This is a genomic window from Streptosporangium subroseum (assembly GCF_900188345.1).
GTDB lineage: Bacteria > Actinomycetota > Actinomycetes > Streptosporangiales > Streptosporangiaceae > Streptosporangium > Streptosporangium subroseum.
On sequence record NZ_FZOD01000060.1, the window covers coordinates 13,260 to 38,262 of the forward strand.

18 protein-coding genes are annotated in these 25,003 nt (G+C 69.0%); 7 read left to right on the top strand and 11 right to left on the bottom strand.

Annotated features, from left to right (window positions below; genetic code table 11):
• Positions 1-56 precede the first annotated feature (56 nt).
• Positions 57-842 carry an enoyl-CoA hydratase/isomerase family protein gene (locus tag CHC08_RS37590; RefSeq protein WP_089212151.1) on the bottom strand — a complete coding sequence of 262 codons (786 nt, stop codon included), beginning with the start codon at positions 840-842 and terminating at the stop codon, positions 57-59.
• 168 nt (positions 843-1,010) lie between these two features.
• Between CHC08_RS37590 and CHC08_RS37595 the strand changes: the two genes are divergently transcribed.
• A complete protein-coding gene (locus tag CHC08_RS37595; RefSeq protein ID WP_089212152.1) occupies positions 1,011-2,111 on the top strand; it encodes a ThiF family adenylyltransferase in 1,101 nt (366 codons plus the stop codon).
• A gap of 63 nt (positions 2,112-2,174) precedes the next feature.
• Positions 2,175-3,518: an ABC1 kinase family protein gene (locus CHC08_RS37600; protein WP_089212153.1), complete on the top strand. Its 1,344-nt coding sequence runs from the start codon at positions 2,175-2,177 to the stop codon at positions 3,516-3,518.
• Between the two features lie 535 nt (positions 3,519-4,053).
• On the opposite strand, the gene CHC08_RS37610 is transcribed toward CHC08_RS37600, so the two are convergent.
• The 3 genes from CHC08_RS37610 to CHC08_RS37620 form a co-directional block, all read right to left on the bottom strand.
• Entirely contained in the window at positions 4,054-4,323 is a 270-nt protein-coding gene (locus tag CHC08_RS37610) for a WhiB family transcriptional regulator (protein ID WP_089212182.1), read from the bottom strand.
• A gap of 544 nt (positions 4,324-4,867) precedes the next feature.
• Complete coding sequence (locus tag CHC08_RS37615; RefSeq protein WP_089212155.1) at positions 4,868-5,734, bottom strand: acyl-CoA thioesterase; 867 nt, start codon at positions 5,732-5,734, stop codon at positions 4,868-4,870.
• Positions 5,731-7,800 carry an ATP-dependent DNA helicase UvrD2 gene (locus tag CHC08_RS37620; RefSeq protein WP_089212156.1) on the bottom strand — a complete coding sequence of 690 codons (2,070 nt, stop codon included), beginning with the start codon at positions 7,798-7,800 and terminating at the stop codon, positions 5,731-5,733. The genes CHC08_RS37615 and CHC08_RS37620 overlap by 4 nt, the downstream gene beginning before the upstream one ends.
• A gap of 175 nt (positions 7,801-7,975) precedes the next feature.
• Here CHC08_RS37620 and CHC08_RS37625 point away from each other — a divergent pair, with 175 nt between their 5' ends.
• Positions 7,976-8,965 (top strand): alpha/beta hydrolase, encoded by a 990-nt coding sequence (locus tag CHC08_RS37625; protein ID WP_089212157.1) that lies wholly within the window; start codon positions 7,976-7,978, stop codon positions 8,963-8,965.
• 84 nt (positions 8,966-9,049) lie between these two features.
• The gene (locus tag CHC08_RS37630) at positions 9,050-9,304 is read left to right on the top strand and encodes a mycoredoxin (protein WP_089212158.1); all 255 of its coding nucleotides are present in this window, start codon (positions 9,050-9,052) and stop codon (positions 9,302-9,304) included.
• Positions 9,305-9,480: 176 nt separating this feature from the next.
• Here CHC08_RS37630 and nudC read toward each other — a convergent pair whose 3' ends face one another.
• Positions 9,481-10,458, bottom strand: a complete 978-nt coding sequence (nudC, locus tag CHC08_RS37635) for an NAD(+) diphosphatase (RefSeq protein WP_089212159.1) — start codon at positions 10,456-10,458, stop codon at positions 9,481-9,483.
• A 220-nt stretch (positions 10,459-10,678) separates the two neighbouring features.
• On the opposite strand from nudC, the gene CHC08_RS37640 reads away from it, so the two are divergent.
• The 3 genes from CHC08_RS37640 to CHC08_RS37660 are packed head-to-tail and all read left to right on the top strand — an operon-like array spanning position 10,679 to position 15,602.
• On the top strand, positions 10,679-12,037 hold the full coding sequence (locus CHC08_RS37640; RefSeq protein WP_089212160.1) for a siderophore biosynthesis protein: 1,359 nt from the start codon (positions 10,679-10,681) through the stop codon (positions 12,035-12,037).
• Between the two features lie 14 nt (positions 12,038-12,051).
• Positions 12,052-13,914: an IucA/IucC family protein gene (locus CHC08_RS37655; protein ID WP_245878802.1), complete on the top strand. Its 1,863-nt coding sequence runs from the start codon at positions 12,052-12,054 to the stop codon at positions 13,912-13,914.
• Positions 13,911-15,602 (top strand): IucA/IucC family protein, encoded by a 1,692-nt coding sequence (locus CHC08_RS37660; protein ID WP_245878803.1) that lies wholly within the window; start codon positions 13,911-13,913, stop codon positions 15,600-15,602. Before CHC08_RS37655 ends, CHC08_RS37660 begins: the two co-directional genes overlap by 4 nt.
• A gap of 155 nt (positions 15,603-15,757) precedes the next feature.
• Here the strand turns inward: CHC08_RS37660 and CHC08_RS37665 are convergent, their stop codons facing one another.
• The 6 genes from CHC08_RS37665 to CHC08_RS37690 all read right to left on the bottom strand — a co-directional run bounded on the left by CHC08_RS37665 (position 15,758) and on the right by CHC08_RS37690 (position 24,971).
• Complete coding sequence (locus CHC08_RS37665; protein ID WP_245878804.1) at positions 15,758-16,834, bottom strand: alanine racemase; 1,077 nt, start codon at positions 16,832-16,834, stop codon at positions 15,758-15,760.
• A 201-nt stretch (positions 16,835-17,035) separates the two neighbouring features.
• Entirely contained in the window at positions 17,036-18,679 is a 1,644-nt protein-coding gene (locus tag CHC08_RS37670) for a methionine--tRNA ligase (RefSeq protein WP_089212162.1), read from the bottom strand.
• Between the two features lie 412 nt (positions 18,680-19,091).
• Complete coding sequence (locus CHC08_RS37675) at positions 19,092-20,714, bottom strand: phospholipase C (RefSeq protein ID WP_089212183.1); 1,623 nt, start codon at positions 20,712-20,714, stop codon at positions 19,092-19,094.
• Positions 20,715-20,840: 126 nt separating this feature from the next.
• Positions 20,841-22,028: an iron uptake transporter deferrochelatase/peroxidase subunit gene (gene efeB, locus CHC08_RS37680; RefSeq protein ID WP_089212163.1), complete on the bottom strand. Its 1,188-nt coding sequence runs from the start codon at positions 22,026-22,028 to the stop codon at positions 20,841-20,843.
• Positions 22,025-23,227 carry an EfeM/EfeO family lipoprotein gene (locus CHC08_RS37685; protein ID WP_179282441.1) on the bottom strand — a complete coding sequence of 401 codons (1,203 nt, stop codon included), beginning with the start codon at positions 23,225-23,227 and terminating at the stop codon, positions 22,025-22,027. The genes efeB and CHC08_RS37685 overlap by 4 nt, the downstream gene beginning before the upstream one ends.
• A 1,405-nt stretch (positions 23,228-24,632) precedes the next feature.
• On the bottom strand, positions 24,633-24,971 hold the full coding sequence (locus CHC08_RS37690) for a histone-like nucleoid-structuring protein Lsr2 (RefSeq protein ID WP_089212165.1): 339 nt from the start codon (positions 24,969-24,971) through the stop codon (positions 24,633-24,635).
• Positions 24,972-25,003 lie beyond the last annotated feature (32 nt).

Consider the following 25,003-nt stretch of genomic DNA (forward strand, 5'->3'; position numbering starts at 1 on the left):
GCTATGCCTGTCAGCCCTGAGGACGACCTATCTAATTAACCTGGATATCGCCTGTCTCATGAGTTGCCGAATCGCGGGACCCGCCGTTCTCTCTGGGCTGACAGCCCCTCAAGCATGTCGTCCGAGGCCATGGTGACCGGCTGGGCAAGGGATTCCCAGCGCAACGCGGCGTCGAGATCCGCGTGGCCGCCCCCGGCGAGGGCGACCTTGGTGAGCCGGGTGGCGATCGGCCCGTTGGCGGCGACCGCCGACGCGATCTCCATGACCTCGGCCATCAGGGACTCGCGGGGAAACGCCCTGGTCACCAGCCCCGCCCCTGCCCCCTCGGCACCCTGCATCGTCCTGCCGGTCAGCAACATCTCCCTGGCCACCCCCACTCCCGCGACCCTGGGCAGCAGGTAGGTGGCCGCCATGCCGGGGTGCAGCCCGAGGGAGGTGAAAGGGGCGAGCAGCTTGGCGTCCTCGGCCGCGTAGACCAGGTCGCAGGCGAGGGCGAGGCAGAGCCCCGCCCCCACGGCGGCGCCGTTGACGGCGGCGATGGTCGGCACCTCCAGGTCGGCGATCGCCAGCCAGGTCCGGTAGAAGCCCAGCATCCGGTCGCGCAGGGCGGGCACGCTCTCGGCGCCGCGCTCCGCGAGCCAGGAAAGATCTCCCCCCGAGCAGAACGCGTTGCCCGCGCCGGTGACCACCACGCAGCGCACGTCCCTGTCCGCGGCCAGATCGGCGATGGTTCGCCGCCACTCGCCGGTCATCCCGTCGGTCATCGCGTTGCGCCGGTCGGGGTGGTTGAGGGTGAGCAGGACGACGCCGTCGTCCCGCCGGTCAAGCAAGAGCTCGTTCATGGCGGGAGCGTAACGCCAAGAGCTCGTTCGTGGCGGAGCGTGATGCATGAAGAGTTATCCACAGGCGGAGTTATCCATAGGCGGAGTTATCCACAGGCGCGGGGAAAGGCGTTTGGGATCTTACTGGGACGTGGCACTCTGGCCGCTCCCCTGGAGGAAGGCACCCTGATGAGGCCACGTCTCAAGCCCGCGCTGCGCCGGATCACGCGCGACGAGCGCACCCTGCAGTTCGGCCTGCACCCCCGGCACGCGGTGGTGCTGACCGATCTCGAGCCCGAGGTCCGTCGGTGGGTCGAGAGCCTGGACGGCGTACGGGATCTCGCCGAGGTGCTGGTGGGCGCGGCCGACGCGGGGATCGGGGAGGATCGCGGCCGGACCCTGCTCGATCTGCTGGTCAGCCGGGGCGTGGTCGACGACGCCGGGGTGGGCCCCGGCCCGTTGCGCACGCTCACGATGGCCGAGCGCGACCGGCTCCAGCCCGATCTGGACGGGCTCTCGCTCTCCCCCGGCACGACCGACGGCGGGCTCGCCACGCTCGAGCGCAGGCGCGATGCCCAGGTGCGGGTGTACGGCGCCGGCCGGGTGGGCGCCCAGATCGTCGCCCTGCTCGCCGCCTCGGGGGTCGGCCGGATCTGCGTCGTCGATCCCGGGACGGCCCGCAACCGGGATGTCGTCCCCGGCGGCCTCGGCTGGACGGAGGTGGGGATGAGCAGGCAGGACGGCGCCGTCGCGGTGGCCAGGAGCCTGGCGCCCGGCCTCACCGCGTGGACCGGCGACGGCGCGGCCCAGCTGGCCGACGGGGCCAGGCGGCCCGACCTGGCGGTGCTCGCGCCGGTGGTGCCGCTGGACGGCCTGCTGATCAGGGAGCTTCTCGCCTGGGAGATCCCGCATCTGCTGGTGACCGCCTACGAGGGCTTCGGGTCGGTCGGCCCGCTGGTGTTACCCGGTCGAAGCACATGTCTGCAGTGCCTAGATTTGACCCGACGAGACCGCGACCCCGGCTGGCCGATCGTCAGCGCCCGTCTGGGGGGCTTCCCCGCGGGCGAGATCGCATGTGGCACAGTGCTGTCGACGCTGGTCGCCGCGGCCGCAGCCGGTCATGCGCTTGCTCTGATCGATGGCAGGGAGGTCTCTGTGACCAACGGCACAATGGATGTCATGCCCGATTGGCGATGGAAGAGGCGATCCTGGAGTGTTCATCCTCAATGTCGTTGCTTCCGAAACGAGTTGGGTTCGCTAACAATGGTCGCGTCGGCTCCATGCCGCTGACAGACACCACAGCGAAGGGAGGGAGCGGCGTCTCGCTGTACGGGGGACACGCCGCAAACCAAGGTGAGTGACCTTCCGCGCCGCGCTGTTGCGCGCTCCGCCAAGCTGGCGGCTCTCCCGATCGGGTTCGCCGGCCGCACCGCTCTAGGGTTCGGAAAACGGATCGGCGGGAAGTCCGCCGAGATCGTCGCCCAGGAAATCCAGGAACGCACCGCTGAGCAGATCTTCAAGGTTCTGGGGGAGCTCAAGGGCGGGGCGATGAAGCTCGGCCAGGCGCTGTCCATCTTCGAGGCCGCTTTACCCCCGGAGGTCGTCGGTCCCTATCGCGCGACCCTGACCAAACTCCAGGACGCGGCCCCGCCGCTCCCGGCCAAGACCGTGCACAAGGTCCTCGTCGAGCAACTGGGAGACGACTGGCGGGAAAACTTCCAGTCGTTCGAGGACAGACCGACCGCCGCCGCCTCGATCGGCCAGGTGCACAAGGCCGTCTGGCACGACGGCCGGACGGTCGCGGTCAAGATCCAATACCCAGGAGCCGGCAAGGCCCTGCTCTCCGACTTCACCCAGCTGGCCAGGCTCGGCAAGCTCTTCGGGGTGCTACTGCCGGGGCTCGACATCAAGTCCGTCCTCAGCGAGCTGCGCGAGCGGGTGGTGGAGGAGCTCGACTACCTGCGGGAGGCCGAGGCCCAGCACGCCTTCGCCCTGGAGTTCAAGGACGACCCCGACTTCCTGATCCCGGACGTCATCGCCGCCAACGAGCAGGTGCTCGTCTCCGAGTGGGTGGACGGCACCCCGCTGTCACGGATCATCACCGACGGCACCCAGGAGGAGCGTGACCGCGCCGGACTCCAGCTCGTCCGGTTCGTGTTCTCCTCTCCGGCAAGGGTGGGCATGCTCCACGCGGACCCGCATCCGGGCAACTTCCGGATCGTCGAGGACGGGCGGATGTGTGTGCTCGACTTCGGCGCGGTCAACCGGATGCCCGACGGCTACCCCCCGCTCTTCGGGAAGCTGACCCGCATCTTCAACAACGGCGACATGGCGACCGTGATGCAGGGCCTGCGCGACGAGGGTTTCATCCGCCCGCACATCGAGGTGGACGCCGAGGCCCTGCGGGCTTTCCTCGCCCCCTACGTCGAGCCGACCGCGGTGGAGGAGTTCACGTTCAGCAGGGAATGGCTGCAGAACCAGGCGGCCACGGTCACCGACCTGCGACCCGGAAACGTCGTGCGACAGCTCAACCTGCCCTCGTCCTACGTCCTCATCCACCGGGTGCACGCGGCGGGGATCGGCGTGCTCTGCCAGCTCGGCGCCACCGCCCGCTTCCGCCAGGAGGTCATCCGCTGGGTCCCCGGATTCGCCGACGCCGACGAGGATTCCGGAGAGCCCACGGCTGCCGTGAGCTGACCGCGGCTGCCGTGAGCTGACCGCGGCAGCCGCGAACCGACCATGGCCGCCGTGAACCGGCTGCCGCGAACCGATCACGCCCGTCGTGACCTGACCACGGCTGCCGCGAGCCGGCCTGAGCCCGCCGATCGACCCGGGGTGGGATTCGCGTCGTGAGCGACGCGAATCCAGCGAATGCGGGTCTGGCGAATGAGGCGGCCCTGACAGAAACGCATCAGGGGTGGCCCGTTCGAACGGGCCACCCCTTTTACTTTCTAACGATCTTCAGAGCGCCGGTCTCCGGAGAACCGGTCTCCGGAGATCAGACCAGGCGCAAAAGTGCGCTGCGGACGCGCGCGGACGCGCGTTCCACATCACGCTGAGCGCGCTGAAGGCGCTGGACACCGACTGCACGGCGATGCTCCTCCGCTTCGCGGTGGAGGGTCCGTATTCGGTCTTTGACCAGTTCTTGATCCATAGAGTGCATGTCCAGGCTCCAAGCGGTGTGGAAGGTCATCGGAAATCGTCCTTTCGGGAAGTGCGGGTTCTTGCGTGATCAGGCGGCGACCGGCGACTTGCGAGGACGCCCACGCGGGCGCTTCCGCGGAACGACCGCGCCTCGCAGGACGAGCTCGCCGCCCCAGACACCCCATGGCTCCTCGCGCTCGAGCGCGCGGGCCAGGCAGGCCTCGCGGATCGGGCAGCCTCCGCAGAGCGCCTTGGCGAACTCAACGTCCTCCGGAGACTCTGCGAACCACAGGTCGGGGTCGGTACGACAGGGGATTGTGGCTTCGTCGATCAGGTCCATGACCGTCTGGGCCCCCATCTGCTTCACCTCTCAGTTAGGTGTTGATCTTTGGTTACCTCGTGGGTGGGGGTCAGGAATGACGCGGACAAACAAGAAGGCCGCGGATCCTGGTGCGGATCCGCGGCCTGAAGGCTTTTTCTCTCTCGGTCAGGTTATGACCGGAGGGTGCCTCCAGGGTTGCGGACCACGCAGTCCACCGTTTCCGATGTGCTTGGTCGTTGCTGCATAGCTGCCGCCCGCAGTGGCGGGGATAGCCGGGACACTCATCGCCGGGAAGGCGATCGGAGCAAACCAATTGGCGGCCTGAACCAGGATCTGGACAGACCGGTCCTGCTGAAGCTGAGCCGCCGCGCCAACCGTGAGGATGACCTGGCTGCCGCGGTGCAGGACCGTGCTACGTCGCGCGGAAGTGAGCCCGGACCGGGACGACATCAGATTGCTCTTCACAGCGGACTCACCTCCATTCGTTGAGGGCCGGGCACTCGGTGCCCGACTTGCTTGACATGACCCTAAACCCCGCTCGCGGGGACGGGCAACATATTTTCTACCTGCAGTTTTATCACTAGCTCACGCGGATCATCGCTTCCTGCACCACCGACACCGCGAGCTCTCCCGAGCGGGTGAACATCTCACCCTTGGCCAGGCCTCGCGCCCCACCCGACCACGGTGACTCCTGGGCGTACAGCATCCATTCGTCCACGCGGAAGGGGCGATGGAACCACATCGCGTGGTCCAGTGAGGCGCCGGAGATGTTGGAGGCTCCCCATGCCAGGCCGTGGGTCAGCAGCACGGTGTCGACCAGGGTGAAGTCCGAGGCGTAGGCGGCGAGCACCACGTGCAGCAGCGGGTCGTCGGGCAGCTCGGCGTCGTAGCGGAACCACACGTCGGTCTTGAAAGTGCGCAGCGCGGGGTCTCGGTGCGCCTCCCAGGTGAGGGGGGTCACGTAGCGGGCGTCCACCGGGCGCGGCTTGGCCAGCCACTCGCGCAGCGGCGACTCCTCCCCCATGACCTCCCGCATCCGATCCTGGAACAGGGGCAGGCTCTCGGGCGCGACCACGTCGGGCATCACCACGGCCTGATGCTCCACGCTGGTCTCCACGATGTGGAAGGAGGCCGACATGGTGAATATCGCCTTACCGTGCTGAATGCCCACCACCCGTCGCGTGGTGAAGGAACGGCCGTCGCGGACCCGTTCGACGTTGTAGACGATCGGGATCGCCGGATCGCCGGGCCGGATGAAGTAGGCGTGCAGCGAGTGGACGTAGCGATCCTTCGGCACCGTCCGGCCGGCGGCGAACAGCGCCTGGGCCGCCACCTGACCGCCGAACACGCGCTGGATGCGCTCCTCAGGGCTGCGGCCCCTGAAGATGTCGAGCTCGATCTGCTCCAGGTCGAGCAGGTCCAGTAACTCTTTGAGCGCCTCGTTCACGCATCCTCCGTCTGGTTTGCGGCCGTGCGGCACAGATCGAGCACCGCTTCACCGTAACGGTCCAGTTTGACGCGTCCTATACCGGCGATCGCCAGCAGGTCCTGTTCGGAGGCGGGCGCCCGTTCGGCGATGGCCTGGAGGGTGACGTCGGTGAAGACCGCCCACTGCGGGATCTTGTCCTTCTTCCCGACGCCCGTACGCCATGACTTGAGCGCTTCCAGCAGGGCCTCGTCGTAGTCGACCGGGCAGGTGGAGCACCTGCCGAGCTTCTGCGCGGCGGCCGAGGTCAGGGTTCTGGCGCAGACTCGGCAGCTCACCGGCGCGGCGACCGCGCGCCGTTCCTTGGAGGCGGGCTCGGGCGTACGGCTCTGCGCCCCGGAACGGCCCGTGAGGCCGTCGAGAAAGCGGGAGGGGCGCCGAGAACGACGCCCGCCCGGTGAGCGTGCCAGCGCCCACGACAGCCCCAGGTGGGCGCGCGCACGGGTGACGCCGACGTAGAGGAGACGGCGCTCCTCCTCGATCTGCTCGGGCGTCTCGGCATAGATGATCGGCAGCATGCCGTCGGTGACCCCGACGAGGAAGACCGCGTCCCACTCCAGGCCCTTGGCGGCGTGCAGCGAGGCCAGCGTCACACCCTCGACCGGCGGCGCGTGCTGCTCGCTGGCCCGGCGCTCCAACTCGGTCACGAAGGCGGGCAGGTCCGCGCCCTCCGCGGCGAGGTCCTCGGCGAGATCGGCCAGCGCCTTGAGCGACTCCCACTTCTCGCGGGCCTTGCCGCCGCCGGGGACCACGGGGGTGAGGCCGATGCCGGCGAGGATGTGGTGAACGGTCGTGACCAGCGTGTCGTCGGGCTCGACCGAGCGGGCGGCGCCGCGCAGCAGCACGACCGCCTGGCGGACCTCCGGACGCTCGAAGAACCGGTCGGCGCCGCGCAGCACGTAGGGGACCCCGGCCTTGCCGAGAGCCTGCTCGTACGCCTCGGACTGGGCGTTGACCCGGAACAGCACGGCGATCTCCCGGGTCGGCACACCGCCGTCGGCGAGCTTCTTCACCGCCCGTGCCACGCCCTCGGCCTCGGCGACCTCGTCGTCGTATTCGGCGAAGACGGGCTCCGGACCGTCCGGGCGCTGGGCGATCAGGGAGAGTTTGTGCGGGGTCCGCGCCTTCTCCAGCACCCGGTTCGCCAGCGAGACGACCTGGGGGGTGGATCGGTAGTCGCGAACCAGCTTGATCACGGTGGCGTTGGGATGCTCGACCGAGAAGCCGGTCAGGTAACGGGGGGTCGCGCCGGTGAAGGAGTAGATCGTCTGGTTGGGGTCACCGACCACGCACAGGTCGTCGCGACCGCCGAGCCAGGTGTCGAGCAGCAGTTTCTGCAGCGGGTTGACGTCCTGGTATTCGTCCACCACGAAGTAGCGGTACTGCTGGCGGATCTGGGTGGCCACCTCGCGATGCTCGGTCATCACGGCGGAGGTGAGCTCCAGGATGGTCTCGAAGTCGACCAGGTGCCGGTCACGGCGGAGCGTCTCGTAGGCGTCGTAGAGCCGGAAGACCTCTTCGGGCGCGACCGGCGGGGTCCGGCCGGCCTTCTTCGCGGCGTCGGCGTAATCCTCCGGGGCGATCTGGGTGACCTTGGCCCACTCGATCTCGCCGGCGATGTCCCGCAGCTCGGATCGGTCGGGGTTCTTGCGGATGGAGCGGCAGGCGTCGATCAGCAGGGGCATCTTCGACTCGATCACCCTGGGCGGATCCCCGCCGATGACGCGCGGCCAGAAGTAGGTGAGCTGACGCAGCGCGGCGGCGTGGAAGGTGCGGGCCTGCACCCCGGGCGTGCCGAGCTGACGCAGCCGCTGCCTGAGCTCCCCGGCGGCACGTGTGGTGAACGTCACAGCCAACACGCCCTGTGCGTCGACCACTCCGCTGCGTACGGCGTGCGCGATGCGATGGGTGATGGCACGCGTCTTGCCCGTCCCCGCTCCCGCGAGCACGCAGACCGGTCCCCGGACGGCTTCCGCCACGTCACGCTGCTCGGGATCCAGCCCCGCCAGGACGTCGTAGGGCTCCACGGAGACTCCTTAACATGCTGTCGAACACGCTGGCGGAAACATCCTCCCAGCCACTGGCAGAGCATCGCCCATTCTGGCATCATGCCGCCGCTCATCGATGTCGTTCGCCGAGATGCACAACCATGCCTGTTTCCCCCACAATGGGGAACGAATTGGCTCGGGGAAGGAAGAACCTGTGCGAACTGCGGTGACCGTGAGTGCGCTCGCTCTGGCGACATTGGTGATCGGCTCCGCGACGGTGCACGCGTCCCCGGCTGCGCACGCGTCCTCGGCGCCTTCGCACACGAGCGCCACCTCGACGGCGAAGAAGCCGGCCAAGGGCGACCCGACGTCCCCGCCGACCCCGCCGCCGCCCCCGGTCGTCGCGCCTGATCCACTCGTCCACGGCACCGACATCAAAACCATCTCGTACGGCTCGCACGTCCGCCAGCGGATGGACGTCTGGTACCAGTCCGACGGTCTGACGCGGCCCGGCATCTTCGTGATCCACGGTGGCTGGTGGTCCTCAGGGGACAAGAAGCTCATGACCGCGGTGAGCCAGAGCTACGCCGAGCTGGGCTACACGGTCTTCAACATCAACTACCGCCTCTCCACCGACGCCCCCTGGCCGGCCCAGCGCACCGACACGCTCGACGCCATCGCCACCGCGCGCAGGCATGCGCCCCTGTGGGGCTTCGACCCGAACAACTACGTGGTCGTCGGCTTCTCCGCGGGAGGCCACCTATCCACCGCCGTGGGAACCTACAAGGACGGCCTGCCCGGCCTGCGCGGCGTGGTGGGCATCTCCCCGGTGGTCTCGCCGATGACGGCCTACACCGAAGGCGCCGAGAGCCCGGATGCGAACAAGCGCAAGCTACGCACGGCGGCCATCAAACTCGCCGGGGGCTGCGGGCCCGCCAAGTGCCCCAAGATCTGGGCCAGCATGGAGGTGCCTTTGCACGCGAGCCGCCGCGACGCGCCCGTGCTGACCGCGCACTCAGAGGACGAGTTCGTGTCGGTGGAGCACAGCCTCCAGCTCAAGACGCGCCTGCGCCAGGTCGGCGTGGACATGACGGTGCTGACCGAACCGGGCACCGGGCACAGCGCCCCCCTCTACCGGATGCCCGGCCTGGCGGAGCAGGTCCAGGATTGGATCGCCGACAGGCTTTTCGAGCCCACGGGATAAGCTTGTTGAGCCCCCGGGAAGATGAACGGCTCTCACTTTGTTGCCAATGAGCGCCGGACATCACATGAGGGGACATTTAACAAAATGGCGCTGACTGTATACACCACCACCTGGTGCGGTCCCTGTAAGCGGCTGAAGAGCCAGCTCACCCGCGAGGGCATCTCCTACGAGGAGATCGACATCGAGCGGAACCCCGACGCGGCCCAATTTGTCATGAGTGTCAACAACGGCAACCAGGTCGTGCCCACCGTCGTGATGGACTCCCCGACCGGTCGAGTCGTCAGGACCAACCCCTCGGTGATCGAGGTCAAACGCCTCCTGGCAGGCGTCAGCGCGTAACCGCGCTTCCTCACACGGCGAGCCCCGGTCCTGTTGGACGCGGGGCTCCGTCGTGCCAGAGTTTCGGCGATCGTACCCGGCCGCCGGCGCGGCCGTGGAACCACGGCGGCTTCGCCGGCAACCTCGTTCGGCGCGTGCCCGCCACCGTCATCGACGGCCGAGCCGGGCCGCGCCGATCACCAGTCGCCGATCAACGGCTTTCCGTACCAGGTCTCGATCAGCCTGCGGGCGATCGAGACCTCGGACGGCAGGCGCACCTCGCCGCTCTCCATCGCGGCCAGCAGCTCGGCGCGGCTGAACCAGTGCGCCTCGGCGATCTCCTCGGGATCGAGCACGAACTCGGTCGACGTGGCCCGCGCGAAGAAGCCGAGCATCAGACTGCGGGGGAACGGCCAGGGCTGGCTGCCCAGATAGTGCGGTTCGGCGATGCTCACGCCGACCTCCTCCGCCACCTCGCGCGCCACGGCGTGCTCCAGCGACTCGCCCGGCTCCACGAACCCGGCCAGCACCGACAGCCGTCCCTCGGGCCACTGCGGGCCCCTGGCCAGCAGGCACCGGTCCTGGTCGTCGTGGATCAGCATGATCACCGCCGGATCGACCCGGGGGAAGTGCTGGCTGCCGTCCTTGGGACAGACGCGGACATGCCCGCCCGACCGGACCTCCGTACGGCTCCCGCAGCGCGGGCAGAACTCGTGGGTGGAGTGCCACGCCTCCAGGGCGACCGCGTAGACCAGCAGCCCCGCGTCCCGGTCTCCCAGCAGGGAGCCCACCTCGCGCAGCCCCACGGCGACGATCTCCTCCTCCGCCAGCGAGGAGGCGGCGCGCGGGGCGACGATCCGGCCCGGAGCGGAGGTGTGGACGACCCCCGGCAGCGGGGCCGTCACGGCGAAGTAGGCGACGCCCTCGGCGTCCACGCCGAGCAGGTAGCGCTCCCCCTCGGGTGCGTCGGCCGTGGACAGCAGCGTCAGCGCGACGTCCTCACCGCTCCGCCGGACCAGCGCCTTGCCGTCGTCGACGATCAGGACCCGGGTCGCACTGTCCTCCCACGCCCGTTTGAGCCACTCGGCGTCACCCCGGAACAGTGCCGAACGATCGATGGTGCTGCGCGCGAGCAGCAGCGGTCCCAGTAGTTCTTCTTGCGTCGTGATCTCCACGCCGTCCCGCCTCCCCAAACCGGTGAACAGTTTATGCCGCAGGAGAGAGGCGGTTCCGCGCGTCCTCCGATCTCGGCGGCTCTCCTGCCGGATAAGAGGCCTTCAACGCCATAAGGAGGAGGGCATGTACGGTGATTACTCAATCACGCACACGCGATGATCCTCGACGGCTAGGATGCACCGAGTTAGGTTAGCCTTACCTGATATCGGGAGTCCTGCATTGCGGCTGTACCTCACGGCGCTCAAACCGACCGACTCGGTCACGGACGGATTCCTTCCGGCGGCACATGAGCTGGGCTGTGACGTCACGATCCTCACCGACCGGCCGGAGCACCACCGGCACGCCGGGACCGAGGTGCTCGGCTGCGACGTGCGTGACGCCCGCGCGGTGATCGACGTCATCGCGCACCACCACGCACCGGACGCGGTCTTCTCCAACTCCGATCACATCCAGGCCGAGACGGCCCTGGCCGCCGAATACTTCGGCCTGCCGGGCAAGGACTGGCGAGCCTGCGCCACCACCAAGAACAAGGCGCTCACCCGGCGACGGCTGGCGGCGGCCGGGGTCGAGGTCGTGCGTGCCGTACGGCTGGCGGCCGGCGACCCCGTGCCGCGGGACATGCCCTTTCCCGCGGTGGTGAAGCCGCGCGAGGGCGTGGCCAGCGAGGACGTCGTGCTGGTGCGCGACGCGGGTGAGCTCGCGGCGGCCGTACGGGCGATCCGGGACCGGCGCCCCGACGAGGCGCTGGTCGTGGAGGAGTATCTCGACGGCCCCCTGCACACGCTGGAGACGCTCGGCGACGGCGAGAGGACCCAGGTTCTCGGCGGCTTCCGGACCAGGCTCGGGCCACTGCCGTACTTCGTGGAGGAGCGGCTCGACTGGGAGTCGCCTCCGGGAACCGAGCACGTGCTGCGGGCGCTGGACGCGCTGGGGGCGGGGTTCGGGGCCTGCCACACGGAGTACGCGATGACCTCGGCCGGACCGCGGATCATCGAGGTCAACTACCGGGTGATCGGTGACCACTGCGACTTCCTCATCGCGGACCTGCTGGGCGTTCCGCTGTTCGAGCGCATCCTGGGCGTCCACCTCGGCGCGAAGCTGAGCGACCCCGGCACGCCCGGCACGGAGCCGGGCGAACCCGGCATCCTTGCCATGAACCCGGGCGGCCCGGGCAAGCTCGCTACGGAGCCGGACGTGCTCACCATGAAGCCGGGCGGTCCAGGCAAGCCCGGCGCGGAGTCAGGCGAACTCGGCATCCTCCGCGCGAAAACAGGTGATCCCGGCACCCCCGTCATGAGGCCGGGCGGCCCCGGTGCGGTCGGAGGACACGGGACCGTGCTGAGTCTGATCGCCGACCGCTCGGGGACCGTGGTGGAGGCTCCGGGGACGGTCGTTCCCGCCGCCGGGGACCGGATCCGGTTGTGGCACCGGCCGTTGCGCGCCATAGGCGACCGGATCGATCAGAGCAATACCAACCGCGACTACATGGGCATCGTCCGCGCGATCGGGCCTGACCGGGCAAGCGTGGACGCGGCTCTCGCGGCTTTCACCGCCGGCAATCCGTGGGTGATCGCATGATCGGAAGAGGCACCGTGAGCGGTCGGGAACCGTACCTCGCCGCCCGTGTTCTGAACGCGCTCCTGCGCGAGGACTACGGCGGCCTGACGGCGCGGGTGACCCGGAGCAAGGACGGCGTGGCGCTCGTCCTGCCCCGGGGGCGCCGGGTGCGGCTGACGCCGGGCTCGCTGTTCCAGGACTTCGTGGTGGCCCCGGAGGAGGCGCTCCGCCTGGAGGAGGTCCTGCACACGTTGCGGGAGGTCTCGGCCCCGACGGACGCTCCCGGCGTCGAGGCCTTCGTCCAGGAGTGCCTGGAGGCGCTGCGCTCCCTCGACCTCCACGACGCCCACCGCGAGGAGGTTCTCGCCCGGCTGGGCGCCGAGCCCTCCCGGACACCGGAACGGCTCGGCGCCGTGCGGAGCCGGGCGTCCGGCGCCGTCCCGAGCCAGGGCTCAGGCGCCGTACCAAGCCAGGCGTCCAGCGCCGTGCCGAGCCAGAGTTCAAGCCCTGTGCCGAGCCAGGGTTCAGGCGCCGTGCGGAGCCCGGCATCCGGCGCCGTCCCGAGCCAGGGCTCAGGCGCCGTACCAAGCCAGACATCCGGCGCCGTGCCGATTCAGGCGTCCGGCGCCCTCCGGCCGGTGTCGGGTATGGGGCACGGCACCGTGCGCTACGAGACGCTGGCCGCTTTTGTCGATCATCCGGTGTACCCGACGGCCCGGTGCCGGATCGGGCTCTCCGACAAGGAGCTGACGGCCTACGCGCCGGAGTTCGCTCCCGCCTTCGAGCTGCGCTGGGCCGCGGTGCCCCGGGAGCGGCAGGCGGGGGCGGAGATGCCGGAGGCCCCGGGGTTCGCCACGGTCGGGCTGGACGAGCGACTCGCGGAGACGCACGTGCTGTTCCCCGTGCATCCGCTGACGGTCCCCGCGGTCGAGGAGATCCCGTGGGCGATCATGGGGCCCGAGCCGTACCTGGAGGTCAGACCCACACTGTCGATGCGCACGGTCGAGATCGTCCCCGGAACGCACCTGAAGCTGCCGCTGACCACCAGCACGCTCGGGCTGCGCAACCGGAGGTCGATCAAGCCCGACACGCTCGCCGACGGGGCGCGGGCCGAGTTGCTGCTGCGCGAGATGCCCGATCCGGGGGTGATCATCGCCGACGAGCAGACCTACGGGCACGCGGGACACGAGTATCTGGGCTGGCTCCTGCGCCGCCATCCGGCGGGAGAGGCCGTCCCCGTGGCCGCGCTGCTCGCGCCCCTGCCCGGCGGCGGAGTCGTCGTGGAGGAGCTCGCCGGGCGCTGGTACGGCGGGGACGTGACGCGGCTGCTCGGGTGGTACCTGCGGCTGCTGTTCGGGTTCCACGTGCGGCTCTTCGTCCGATACGGCACCGCGCTGGAAGCTCATCAGCAGAACCTCTCGCTCCTGTTCGGAAACGGCCCCGCCAAGCTGCTGGTCAAGGACAACGACGGGCTGCTGACCTCGCCGGACCGGCTGAGGAGCGCGGGCGTCGCGGTGCCCGACTTCGCCGACGGACGGATGCTGACCGACGATCCCCACGCCCTCGCCGACGTGTTCGTGACCATCACCCTGCACCTGGCCGCCGCCGCGGTGACGTTCGGCGCGCTGCCGTCCCCGCAGGCCGCCCGGCTGATCTGCGACGCGCTCGCCGACGCGCTGGACGAGTACGGGGAGGATCCGATGGCCCGGCTGCTGCGAGCCAGAACCCTCGACGCCGCCCGGCTCGTCGGCAAGTCGATGATCACTGCGGGAACGCTGGTCGACAAGGCGCGCACCGGTGCGCGCGACGTGAACAAGTTCTACGGCACCAGCGGTCCCAACTATCTCCGCCAGCCGCCCCAGGCCGTCCAGACCGTAACCATGCAGAGGACGACATGACCAGCCTCGCGCTCGACTCTCCCGCCGCCGTCGCCGAGGAGGCGTCACTGGCGGCACTACTGCGCTGCTGCGTGAGGGAGGTGTCCGGACCTCGCGGGCAGGTCTGGCACGCCGAGCCGTACGTGCTGCTGCGCGTCGCGGACACCCTGCTGCGGGTCCGCACGCACGGCGGGCTCGCGCTGCGCTTCGAGGGACCGGCCGAATGGCTGGAGGCCGGGACCTGGCAGCCGCTCTCCGCCGACCTGCTCGTCCGGCTTGTGGAGCTCGAACTCGGCGGGGCCGTACCGGCGGGAACCGAACCCGGTGAGACCGGGTTCACGGAAATCGGGTTCGAAGAGACCAGGCCCGCGGGAACCAGACCGGGTGAGACCGGGCCCGCGGAAATCGGGTTCGAGCAGACCGGATCCGGCGGGGTCAACGACGAGTTCGCGGCGCAGGTGGCCGCGAGCAGGGAGGTCATGGCGACGCTGCTGGCGGTCCGGCGGGACGCCGATCCTCCGGCCGATCCGTGGCTAGCCTCCGAGCAGGCGCTGGTCTTCGGGCATCCGTTCCATCCCAGTCCGAAGGCGCGCGGCGGCGCGGACTGGCTGCGCTACGCCCCCGAGGCGCACGCCGGTTTCCCGCTGCGACTGCTCGGGGTGAGGGACGACGTGCTGGCCCAGGCGGGCGACACCGGCCCGCTCGACGCCCTCGGCCGGGCACCTCGCGGCTACTCGCTGCTCCCCGCGCATCCATGGCAGCTCGACCTGCTCGCGGCGGAGCTGGCCGCGCCGCTGGCCGACGGGCGGCTGGTCGATCTGGGCGACGGCGACCGGATGGCGATCCCCACCTCCTCGGTCAGGACGGTCTACGAGTCGCGGATCGACCGGTGCCTGAAGTTCAGTCTGGACGTGCGGATCACCAACTGCGTCCGGAAGAACTCCTGGTACGAGCTGGCGGGCGCGGTCGAGCTGACCCGGCGCCTCGGACCGGTGTTCGAGGATCTCGCGGCCGAGTTCCCCGGCACCCGCTGGCTTCCCGAGCCCGGCTACCGCTCCGCCGACCTGGGCACCCGTCTCCTGGAGGGGCTGGGTGTGATCATCCGTACCAGCCCGTGGTCGGTCTGCCGCCCGGGCGTGACCCCCCTGCTGAGCGGAGCGCTGGCCGTCTCCGCCGAGCTTCCGGCCGAGCCGGTGCGCTGGTGGCGTGCCTATGTCGAACACGTCGCGCTGCCGGTGCTCGACGCCTACCTCAGCCACGGCGTGGTGCTGGAACCCCACCTGCAGAACGTCCTGATCGGCGTGGACGCGGCGGGGCTGCCGGTGGAGGCTGTCTTCCGCGACATGGAGGGCACCAAACTCGTCTCCGGCCGTCACGACCTGTCCGGGCTGCCGGAGCGGGTCGCCGAGGCGCTCACCTACGAGCCGGCCGCCGGCTGGAACCGGGTGGTCTACTGCCTGATGGTCAACCACCTCGCCGAGATCGCGGCCTCTCTCGCGGGGCAGGGGCCGACGCGGGAGCTGTGGGCGGTGGCCGGGGAGGTGCTGGCCGGATACGCGGAGTCCAGGGGATGGCCGCGACCGCTGTCCGACCTGCTGGCCGGGGTGCCGCTGCCCGCCAAGGCCAACCTGTCGGTCCGGTGGACACGATCGGCCGACCGTGCGGCCGGGTACGTGCTGGTGGCCAACCCCCTGGCGGTGCTCTCCTGATCCCGGACGGACCGTCCATCCGTTCACACGGTGCTCTCGTAATGTCAGACGGGTCGTTCGCCCGTTCACGAGGTGCTCTCGTGATCCCGGACGGACCGTTCACCCGTTCATGACGGAGGGCCCCGAGTTCTCGGGGCCCTCCGTCATCTCGGTTCTCAGCGCGCGGTCAGATAGTGGAAGCTCGGCTTCGGATGCATCAGGAAGTCGTGGTGGGAGATGTTCCAGGCGTAGGCGCCGGCCATCGTGAACTCCACGACGTCCCCCACCTCCAACCGCATGGGGGCCTTCCTGGCGAGGATGTCCTTGGGAGTGCAGAGCTGGCCGACGATCGTGACCGGCTCGCCCGGAGCCCCCATGACCAGCGGCTGGTCGTGCCCCTTCGTGGCGGGGGTCCGGAGGTGGTGGGTGCCGCCGGCGACCACCGCGAACAGCTCGCCGTGCACGCGCTTCACGTCGATCACCTGCGTCACGTACCGCCCGCAGTAGACCGTCAGCGAACGTCCCGGCTCGATGCGCAGCACCTCGCCGGGGCGGCGCAACCTCGCCAGTCCCTCGCCGTACGAGCGCCAGTCGAACCGGTCGTCGGGGTCGGCGTAGGACACGGCCATGCCGCCGCCGAGGTTGATCTCGGTGACACCCAGCCCCCGGGCGTAGGTCAGGACGGCTTCGGCCAGCACCAGCAACCGCGCGGCGTCGAGGCCGCTGGCCAGATGCGCGTGGATCCCGCGTAGCCGTACCGCGTCCTGGCCTTCCAACATTGCCACGCACTCGGCGATCCCCTCCGGATCCATGCCGAACGGCGTCGCGCCACCGCCCATGGCCAGCGAGGCGCCCTCGATCGGAACGTCCAGGTTGACCCGGAGCAACACATCCGCCCGATGTCCCGACGCAAGGAGCCGCCGCAGCTCACCGGGGCTCTCGACGTGCAGCCGGGTGACCTCGCTGAGCAGTTCCTTCTCCGTCTTGCCGGGCCCGCCCAGCGCGATCGAAGCGTCCGGGAAGAGCTCGCGCACGTGGGCCAGCTCTCCGCCCGAAGCCACCTCCCAGCCGTCGACGTACGGGGAGAGCACCCGCAACAGCTCGGGATCGGGATTGGCCTTCACCGCGTAGTAGAGCTCGACGTCGCCCAGCGCCGCCCGCACGGCCGACAGGTGGGCGTCCAGCTCGACCAGGTCGTAGACGTAAGCGGGCAGCTCCGCCGTGGAGGCCAGTCCCGAGACTCGATCCCTCACCGGTACCGCAGATATCACTTCGGCGTCTCCGATCTTAAAATGTCCGCTGGTCAGCGCATCGAGCTCAGCCTGCCCATCGGCTGATCCCGGCATGCGCGGAAGTGGTCCGGTGGTGGGGACGATCCGGTTTCGATCATCAGATGGCGACAGGCGTGAGCGTCCACCCGGACCCGCCGCGGACCGCCGGCCTCAGTCGTCGGGTTACGGCGGGGGCGTGGATCCGGGCTCCGGGGCGGTAATTCTCCGGAAGAGCGGACGGGGGCCGGGAAGTTTGCCGTCCCGGGCCGCGCACTGCTGGGCGATGCGGATGGCGGTGTCGGGCAGGAAGGGCGTCAGGTGATCGCCCAGCGCCCTGCATGCCCGGATGAGCACGACGAGGACGGCGTCGAGCCGGGCCGTGGCGTCAAAATCACCGTCCCGTTCGGCCTTGGCCAGTTCCCAGGGCCGGATGTGGTTGATGTAACGGTTGGCCTCGTCCACAATGGCCCAGACCGCCGCGGTGGCCCTGCGGAATTCGAAATCGGTCAGGGCCGCGTGGATGAGACCGGGTGCCTGACGGCAGGCGGCCTGAAGGCCTTCCGACCCGGGCGCGCCGGTCCCGATCCCGGCTCCGGTCTTCACCTCGGTCCCTGGCTCCGCCTCCGTTCCGGTCCCGATTCCAGTCGCGGCTCCGGTTCCGGCTTTCGTCTCCGTTCCGGTCCCGCTCCCCGCTGCGGGGACGTGCCCGTCGCGGTAGCGATGGATCATGGCGACGACCCGGTTGACGAGGTTGCCCAGGCCGTTGGCGAGTTCGTCGTTGCCGCGGGCGATGAGGCGGTCGACGATGAAGTCGGTGTCCCCGACGCGGGGCACTTCGCGGAGCAACCACCAGCGGACGACGTCGGTGCCGTACTCTCCGGCCAGGACGGCCGGGTCGACCGTGACCCCGCTGGATTTACTGATCTTGCGGCCGTTGGCGGTGAGGTAGTCGTGCACCACTATGTCGGTGGGCAGAGGCTGACCTGCCGATAGCAGCATCGCCGGCCAGTAGACGGCGTGGAAGCGCAGCACCCCTTTCCCGACCAGATGGATGCGACGGTCAGAGCCGGTCCACCAGCGCCGGTGGTTCTCCCCGCCGGTGCCGTAGTCCAGGGCGGTGATGTAGTTGCCGAGCGCGTCCCACCACACGTAGATGACCTGGCCGGGATCGCCGGGTACGGGGATCCCCCAGCCGCGTGCGCGAGCGGTCGATCGGGAGACGGAGAAGTCCTGCAGACCACCGGCGATGAACCCGAGGACTTCGTTGCGGCGTTCGACGGGTTCGATCCGCAGGCGCCCGCTGGAGATGAGCTCGTGGAGCCGGTCGGCATAGCGGGAGAGGCGAAAGAACCAGTTCTCCTCGGCGACCCACTGGGGCTCTGTGCCGTGCTCGGGGCAGCGGCCGCCGGTGAGTTCGGCAGGCGTGTAGAACTGCTCGCAACCGACGCAGTACAGGCCTTCGTAGTGTCTTCGGTAGAGGTCGTCGGCGCAGGCCCGCCAGAGCCTCTCCACGCCGGCCCTGTGGCGAGGGTCGCGGCTGGTACGGATGACGTCGTCGACCGCCAGCGCAAGCGGCTCGCGGAGCGCGATGAACGCCTCCGCGTTGCCGTCCACGAATTCCTGGACGGCAACACCCGCGGCTTCGGCGGCCAGCACGTTTTTCAGCGAGTTGTCATCGGTTCCGGTCTGGAACCGGACCTGGTCACCTTGTCGGCGGTGGAACCGGGCGAGCACGTCGGCCTGCACGATCTCCAGCGCGAATCCCAGGTGGGGCCGGGCGTTGACGTAAGGGATCGTGGTGGTGATGTAGGTGTGCGGTGTGGTCATCGGAACCTCCAGGAAACCGGGGCTCCGACCCGTGAAATGCTCGAGGCCCCGTCGCAGGGCCTCGGAGAAGATCGTCCGTGCAGCGTCAGCGGCCCCGTGAGCGGGGCATCGTCACCTGATGCGCGGACGTGTTCATGAGATCACGGTAGCAGCCACAGGCCGCCGGACGCCGATGATTTTACTGCCGCCGGCCGCTCTCGGACGACGCTGTACGAGTGCGTCACCGGAGCGCCCCGGAGCGAACCGCCGATCTTCAGCCTCTGCCGGTCCCGGAGCGCCGGAGGTCGGCGGCCGACCGCTCGGGGATCCTTGGAAGGTCCGCGACCTGCCCACCGCCGCACCTGCCGTCCAATGACGGCGGGTGCGGTCGGTTGCGGGTGACCACGGGTGTGGTCACCCGCAACGGCCGAGATCAGCTACGGGTGACCGCACCCGAGGTCGGGTTGAGCAGCACCGGCTTCTTGTTGGGGCCGTGGCGGAAGTCGAGCATTCCGGTCAGCGGCTTGGCATGGGCGTCGAAGGAGGAGTCACCGATACGGCCGGTGCCCCAGTTGTCCTCGACGAACTTGAGGATCGAGGTCTGGTCGGTCCGGGTGTGGTCGACGTAGTTGGTCTTGCTGTACGGGCTGATGACCAGCATCGGGAGGCGGGGGCCCATGCCGCAGCGGTCGGCGTAGCCGCCGGCCGCCGAGGCGGTGCCGCACAGCGCCGCCACGTCGTGGGCCGGGTCGGCGGAGCCGTTGAAAATGGGAGGCTTGGTGTGGTCGTACCAACCGTCGGAGTCGTCGTAGGCGATGACGACCGCCGTGGAGCTCCAGTCCTTCGACCGCTGCAGCTCGTTGATGGTGTCGACCAGGAAGTGCTGCTCGTCGAGCGGGTCGGAGTAACCGGCGTGGCCGTCCTGGTACTCGCTCGCCTTGAGGAAGCTGACCGCGGGGAGGTTGCCCGCCTTGACCGCCTTGTGGAAGTCGGTCAGGTCGTACTGGTGGTTGGCCTGGTCGGTCTGGCCGATCTTGGCGACCGAGGACGGCGGCAGGTGCTTGGGGTTGCTGGTGGACTCGTAGTAGGCGAACGGGTTGTGGTGCGGGCTGTAGTCGACCACGGAGTTGCCGCCGATGTTCTGGTGGGTGGCGCCGCAGACCTGGTAGCCGTTGGTGGTGCCGGTCGGCGTGAAGCCGCCCTGGAACCAGCCCCAGGTCACCTTCTGGTCGTTGAGGAGGTCACCGATGTTCTTGCCCTTCATCGCGGCGAGGGCGTTGGTGGAGGTGTGGTTGGTGTCCGAGCAGTCGTCGAACGCGGGGTCCGGGTCGTTGATGACCGTTCCCACGCCCTTGGCGTCCGGCGAGGCGACCGTGTAGGCGTCGGTGACCTTCGCGTGCGTGACCGGGTTCACCGCGTACACGCCGTGGGTCTGCCCGGAGATCAGGTTGAGCGCTCCCGGGGTGGACGGCCCGAACCCCGTGTTGAAGGAGTTGTCGCTCATCGCGTAGTTCTGGGCGTAGTTCCACAGACCGGTGACGGTGTTGCCGTCGTAGTAGTCCATGACCAGGCCGGGCTCACCGAAGATGACCGGCTGGCCCGTGCACTTGTCCCGCCCGGTGTTCTCGACGAACTTGTCGGCCTTGCCGCCGTTGTAGGCGAGCTGCTCGTGGCCGTAGTCGTGGTCCATGTCGCAGGACAGGGCCTGCGAGGGGGCCAGGCGCTTGGGGTTGAACTGGTTCGGGTTCTTCGTGAGGAGCTTCTTGCTCAGGCCGTCGACCTTGGGGGTCCCCTTCGCGGCCTTGAACGTCGTACCGTCGGTGTTGGCGGCCTGGGGGTACGTGCCGAAGTAGTGGTCGAACGAGACGTTCTCGTCGAAGAGGACAACGAGGTGCTTGATCGGCGTCGACGTGCGGCTGGAGTGGTCGGCGGGCTTGGACGCCGCTCCGTGGTCGGCCCACCCGGGGCTTGCCGCCACCGTGGTCATCGCCAGGGCCGCGACCGTTGCCGCCACCGCGAGCATCTGGGTCCTTCTGATCCGGCTATGGGACTTCATGCCCATGTCGCCTTCTTCCATAAATGAGTGGTTTAGGTGCACTCGTCAATCTTTCGGAGCGACGGAGCGACGGCCACCACGGAATCATGACGCCAGGCCAAACACTGGGTTAACGGTCCGTCCACATCAGCCCACCAACGTCTGGCCGAAATAGTCGTCGACATCGCGCACCCCGGGCAGGACGAGGAAGTAGCCCCCACCGACGGGCTGGATGTAGTCGACCAGTGGCTCGTCGGCCAGCCTGGTCTGCACCGCCTCGAACTGTGCCGCGAGATCCCGCTGGTAGCAGACGAAGACGAGGCCCATGTCGAGGTCGCCGACCGAGTCGACGCCGAGGTCGTAGTTGTACGGTCTGCGCAGGATGCGGCTGCCGTCCGTCTGGGGAACGCGTGGATTGGCCCGGCGAATGTGACTGGTCAGCGGAATCGAGGTGCCGACCGGATCGGCGGCGAAGTTCGGCACGTCGAGCTCGTGGTCGCCGTCCAGGGGCGCCCCGGTGTCCCGGCGCCTGCCGATCATGTTCTCCTGCTCCAGGATGGAGACCCTGTCCCAGAACTCGGCCAGTATCCGGATGATCCGGATCACCTGGTAGCTGCCGCCTTCGGGCAGCCAGACCAGCTGGTCCATCAGCGCGCTGTCGGAGACGTCGAGGTTGGACGTGCCGTCCTTGAAGCCCATCAGGTTGCGCGGCGTGCCGGAGGGCCTGGGCGGGGAGACGAAGCCGTCGATCCGCCAGCGCACCTGCATCCCGCCCCTGGTGTGCTTGGCGATGTCCCGCAGGGCGTGCGACACGGTGTCCCGATTGTCGGCGCACAGCTGCAGGCTCAGGTCCCCGTGGCACCGCGCTTCGTCGAGGTGGTCGTTGGGAAAGTCGCGCATGGGGGTCAGCCCGGCCGGCTTGCGGTCTGCCAGGCCGTACCTGCCGTCGAACAGGGACGCGCCCACCCCGACGGTCACGGTCAGCCCGTCCGCCGGCACCGTGGGACCGAGGACCCCGGAGTCCGTCGGCGGTGCGCCGATTCCCACCTCGGGCGGGGTGCCGCCCGAGGTGAGGAACCTGGCCCGCTCGGTCAGGGTCCGCACCAGGCCGGTCAGCTCCCGCCGGTCGGCGGCGAGCACGTCGAAGGCCACCAGCGTGGCGTTTCGCTGCTGAGGGGTGGTGATGCCGGCCTGGTGCGCGCCGTGGAAGGCCACCACCGGATCAGCGACCGGGGCCGGGGTCGCGGTCGCGCGACCGGACGGCGCCCCGGCGAGCACGGCGCCCGCCACGCCCACACCCAGCGCTCCGCGCATGAACGTCCGACGGTCCGTCATGATGTCCTCCGGGTCTCACCGATCGCCGCGATCGGGGCGAGTTCCTCCAGCAGTGCGCCGATCGTGCCGTCCAGCCGCCGGCGATCGATCGTCTTCAGCGAGGCGACGGGAGTCCATCCGCCACCGGGGCGACGTGCGTCCTTCAGCAACCGCCGGGCGCGTCCCATCCAGACGCCCACCTGATCCCACCCCGCGTACCGGCTCCGCATGACCGGCGCGATCGCGTCCAGTACGGCCTGCGTGCCGTCGAGGTTCGCTTCGGCCGTGGCCAGGCCGGTCCCGCTGCCCTGGTCGGCGGCGGCTGTCAGCTGGGACTGGAGGGTGTCCTCCAGGATCTCGTGGGCGCGCAGCGGCAGGTCCATGGGATCGGTCCGCTGCTCGGGGAAGTCGTGCCGCAACTTCGCGACGTCGGAGGCGAGCCGGTCGCCCACCGGAGCCAGCGACGAGGGCGACTCGCCGTGCCAGAGTCCGTACTCGATGCGGTAAAAACCCGAGAAGTCCTTGTCGTGCACACCACCCGGCAGGCTGTCGGGCAGGCCGTCGATCCTGTCGGCGAACTCGTCGAAGGTCCCGTACGCGGCGCCCAGCCGTTCGTATCCCAGGTGTGCGGTCAACCACGCGGTCCGGGCGTCGGCCCGGTCACCGTGGTGCAACGCCCGGCGCAGGACGGCGACGTCATCGGACAGAACGGCCAGCCCGGCGGTCACGCCTTTCCGGTATCGGCCTACCGCGCCGGTCAGATCCTGGTCGTCCACCGGCAGGACGGCCGGGGTGCCGTCCTGTGGTCCGTCGGTGATCCGCACGGTCGGGCCGGTCAGCATGTTCACGCCCTCCGGCAGGCAGCGGAGGGCGTAAGCGCCGTGCCCCAGCCGGACGCGCAGGGATCTGGTGGTGCCCGGCGCCAGCGACTCCACCTCCGCGTAGACCGCCCCGTTGCCCGGGTCGACGAGCTCGACGTCGGTGGTGACCGTGTCCGTGTTCTTGACCAGGAACGTCCGGTCCCCGCCGTGCCCGGTCCAGCTGGTGCCGCACACGCTCCGCGCGATGCCCATCACGCTTTCCGCGGCGGGCGGTGCGACTTCCGCCGTGGAGGGCGAGGCGTCCGGAGCGGGATCGCTCGTGCAGCCGGCCAGGGGGAGAAGGACGATCGCGGCGAGGAGCGCCCGGCGGGCGGCGGATGGCCAAGCGGGACGTGTCACCGGGAAACTCCCGTCAGATGAGCACAAAAGCGACTCTGGGGAGCATAAGCCAGCAAAACTCTCTCCGGAGCCGATCTCGAAGATGGACGGAGAGAACTTCATCGCCGGTTCACCGGCCGTTCGACAACGGACGCCCCAGAAGAGCCGGATCCGATACCGACCGGGCGGACCTCCCCGCGCCTTGGCCAAGATCGCAGGGGTGGAGAGGAGACCTCCGGCCAGGAGATCGCCTCCGGGCCACGGCCGCCGGAGGTTATGCGTGAGCGAGCGGCGCCCGGATGGCGGGCGGAGAATTCCATCGGCGATATGGAACTCCGATGAACGGCTCCTTTGATGATGCCCCTCCCGAACCGGTCGGCGTTTCTCCCCGGGGATGAGACGGAGCGCATCGCAAGGGCGTGCCTTGGCACTTTCTTGGTCGGGGTGCCCTTATTTCCGCGCCGATCGCCGCACCTTGGGTCACTTACACGAGCCTGGCCCCGGGCTGCCCGGACGGCCGCTTCCGGCCGTCACCGTGTTTCAGATGGCCGGCACGGCTCGGACATCTCACTCCCACCGCGTTCTGAATGGCGAATGTCATGAGTAACGGCCTCCGCCACCGGCAGGCGGCGGCGAAATCGGAGTGAGTCCTCGACAATCGCGAATACCCGACGCGACCATGCGCGGAGGCTGGAGAAACGGAGACCATGATGGTTGACGGTTCTTACCGGCATATCCGCATTTTCGGCCCGTTCGCGGCGACTATTGTGACGGTCCTCGCCGCGACGGCCATCAAAACGATCTTGATGTTCCCGGGTGAGGCGCTGCGCAAACCACGATGGCGACTTCTCATCCCGGTCACGGTCCGCGAGTGACATCCAACCCCGGCGCCGATGGCTCCGGCGACGGTCCGTTCACAGATCCGTTTGGCGAGCCTCTCCATGAATTGCCCGGGGAACCGGCTCTTCCGCCGCCACACGCTTCCGGTGGAAAACACTCCGCCGGAACGGCTCCATGCGGCGGAACGGCGCCCGCTTCCTTCTTGGACAACGGACGAAAACCTCAAGGCAACCTGTCGTCGATTTTAACCGCCGACCTTCGAGAAACTCTTTTTACTCCTCACGCGTGCGACAGGAATGAGGCCTCTCTCGCATTCATCATGGATAAGGCGAATTCAATCATCGACGGGCGCACGTCCGGCGATCATTGACCCGACGGCCCAGCAGGTGTGGAGATTGCCTCCTGCCGGACGTCCACTCCCCTGCGCGCCTTTCCATGTTTCCGCTAACATTCGCGATTGCCACGGCGCGCCCGCGCAGATCGGACCTGTTGCCCGCCGCTCTTTTCGAGCAACGAAAAAAGCCCCCTCCTTCGGATCTCTCCGGAGGAGGGGGCTTTTACGGCCGAGCTCGGTAAGAGGACTTACCTAGTTGGCCGCTTCGTACTGCTCGACGATCTTCGCCGCAATCCGGCCGCGCTCGCTGACGTTCAGACCCTGGTCCTTCGCCCACGTACGAATCGCGCTGCTCTTCTCGCGCTCGAGCGCCCGGCCGGAGACGTTGAGCTTACGGCCACGCCCCGGTCGCTCCTGGCGGACCGGACGAGCAGCGTTGATGAACGGTGCGAGCGCCGCGCGCAGCTTGTCTGCGTTCGAGCCTGAGAGATCGATCTCGTAGGACGAGCCTTCGATGGCAAAGGCAATGGTTCCCTCTGCCTCGCTACCGTCTAGGTCGTCTACAAAAGACTCCACGATCCGCTTGGCCATGATCGTTCTCCAAATGATGTTTAGGTGTTGGC

Coding starts and splice junctions, on each gene's coding strand:
- CHC08_RS37590 (WP_089212151.1), bottom strand. CDS start 842: ATGAACGAGCTCTTGCTTGACCGGCGGGACGACGGCGTCGTCCTGCTC.
- CHC08_RS37595 (WP_089212152.1), top strand. CDS start 1,011: ATGAGGCCACGTCTCAAGCCCGCGCTGCGCCGGATCACGCGCGACGAG.
- CHC08_RS37610 (WP_089212182.1), bottom strand. CDS start 4,323: ATGGGGGCCCAGACGGTCATGGACCTGATCGACGAAGCCACAATCCCC.
- CHC08_RS37630 (WP_089212158.1), top strand. CDS start 9,050: ATGGCGCTGACTGTATACACCACCACCTGGTGCGGTCCCTGTAAGCGG.
- CHC08_RS37660 (WP_245878803.1), top strand. CDS start 13,911: ATGACCAGCCTCGCGCTCGACTCTCCCGCCGCCGTCGCCGAGGAGGCG.
- CHC08_RS37670 (WP_089212162.1), bottom strand. CDS start 18,679: ATGACCACACCGCACACCTACATCACCACCACGATCCCTTACGTCAAC.
- CHC08_RS37675 (WP_089212183.1), bottom strand. CDS start 20,714: ATGAAGTCCCATAGCCGGATCAGAAGGACCCAGATGCTCGCGGTGGCG.
- efeB (WP_089212163.1), bottom strand. CDS start 22,028: ATGACGGACCGTCGGACGTTCATGCGCGGAGCGCTGGGTGTGGGCGTG.
- CHC08_RS37690 (WP_089212165.1), bottom strand. CDS start 24,971: ATGGCCAAGCGGATCGTGGAGTCTTTTGTAGACGACCTAGACGGTAGC.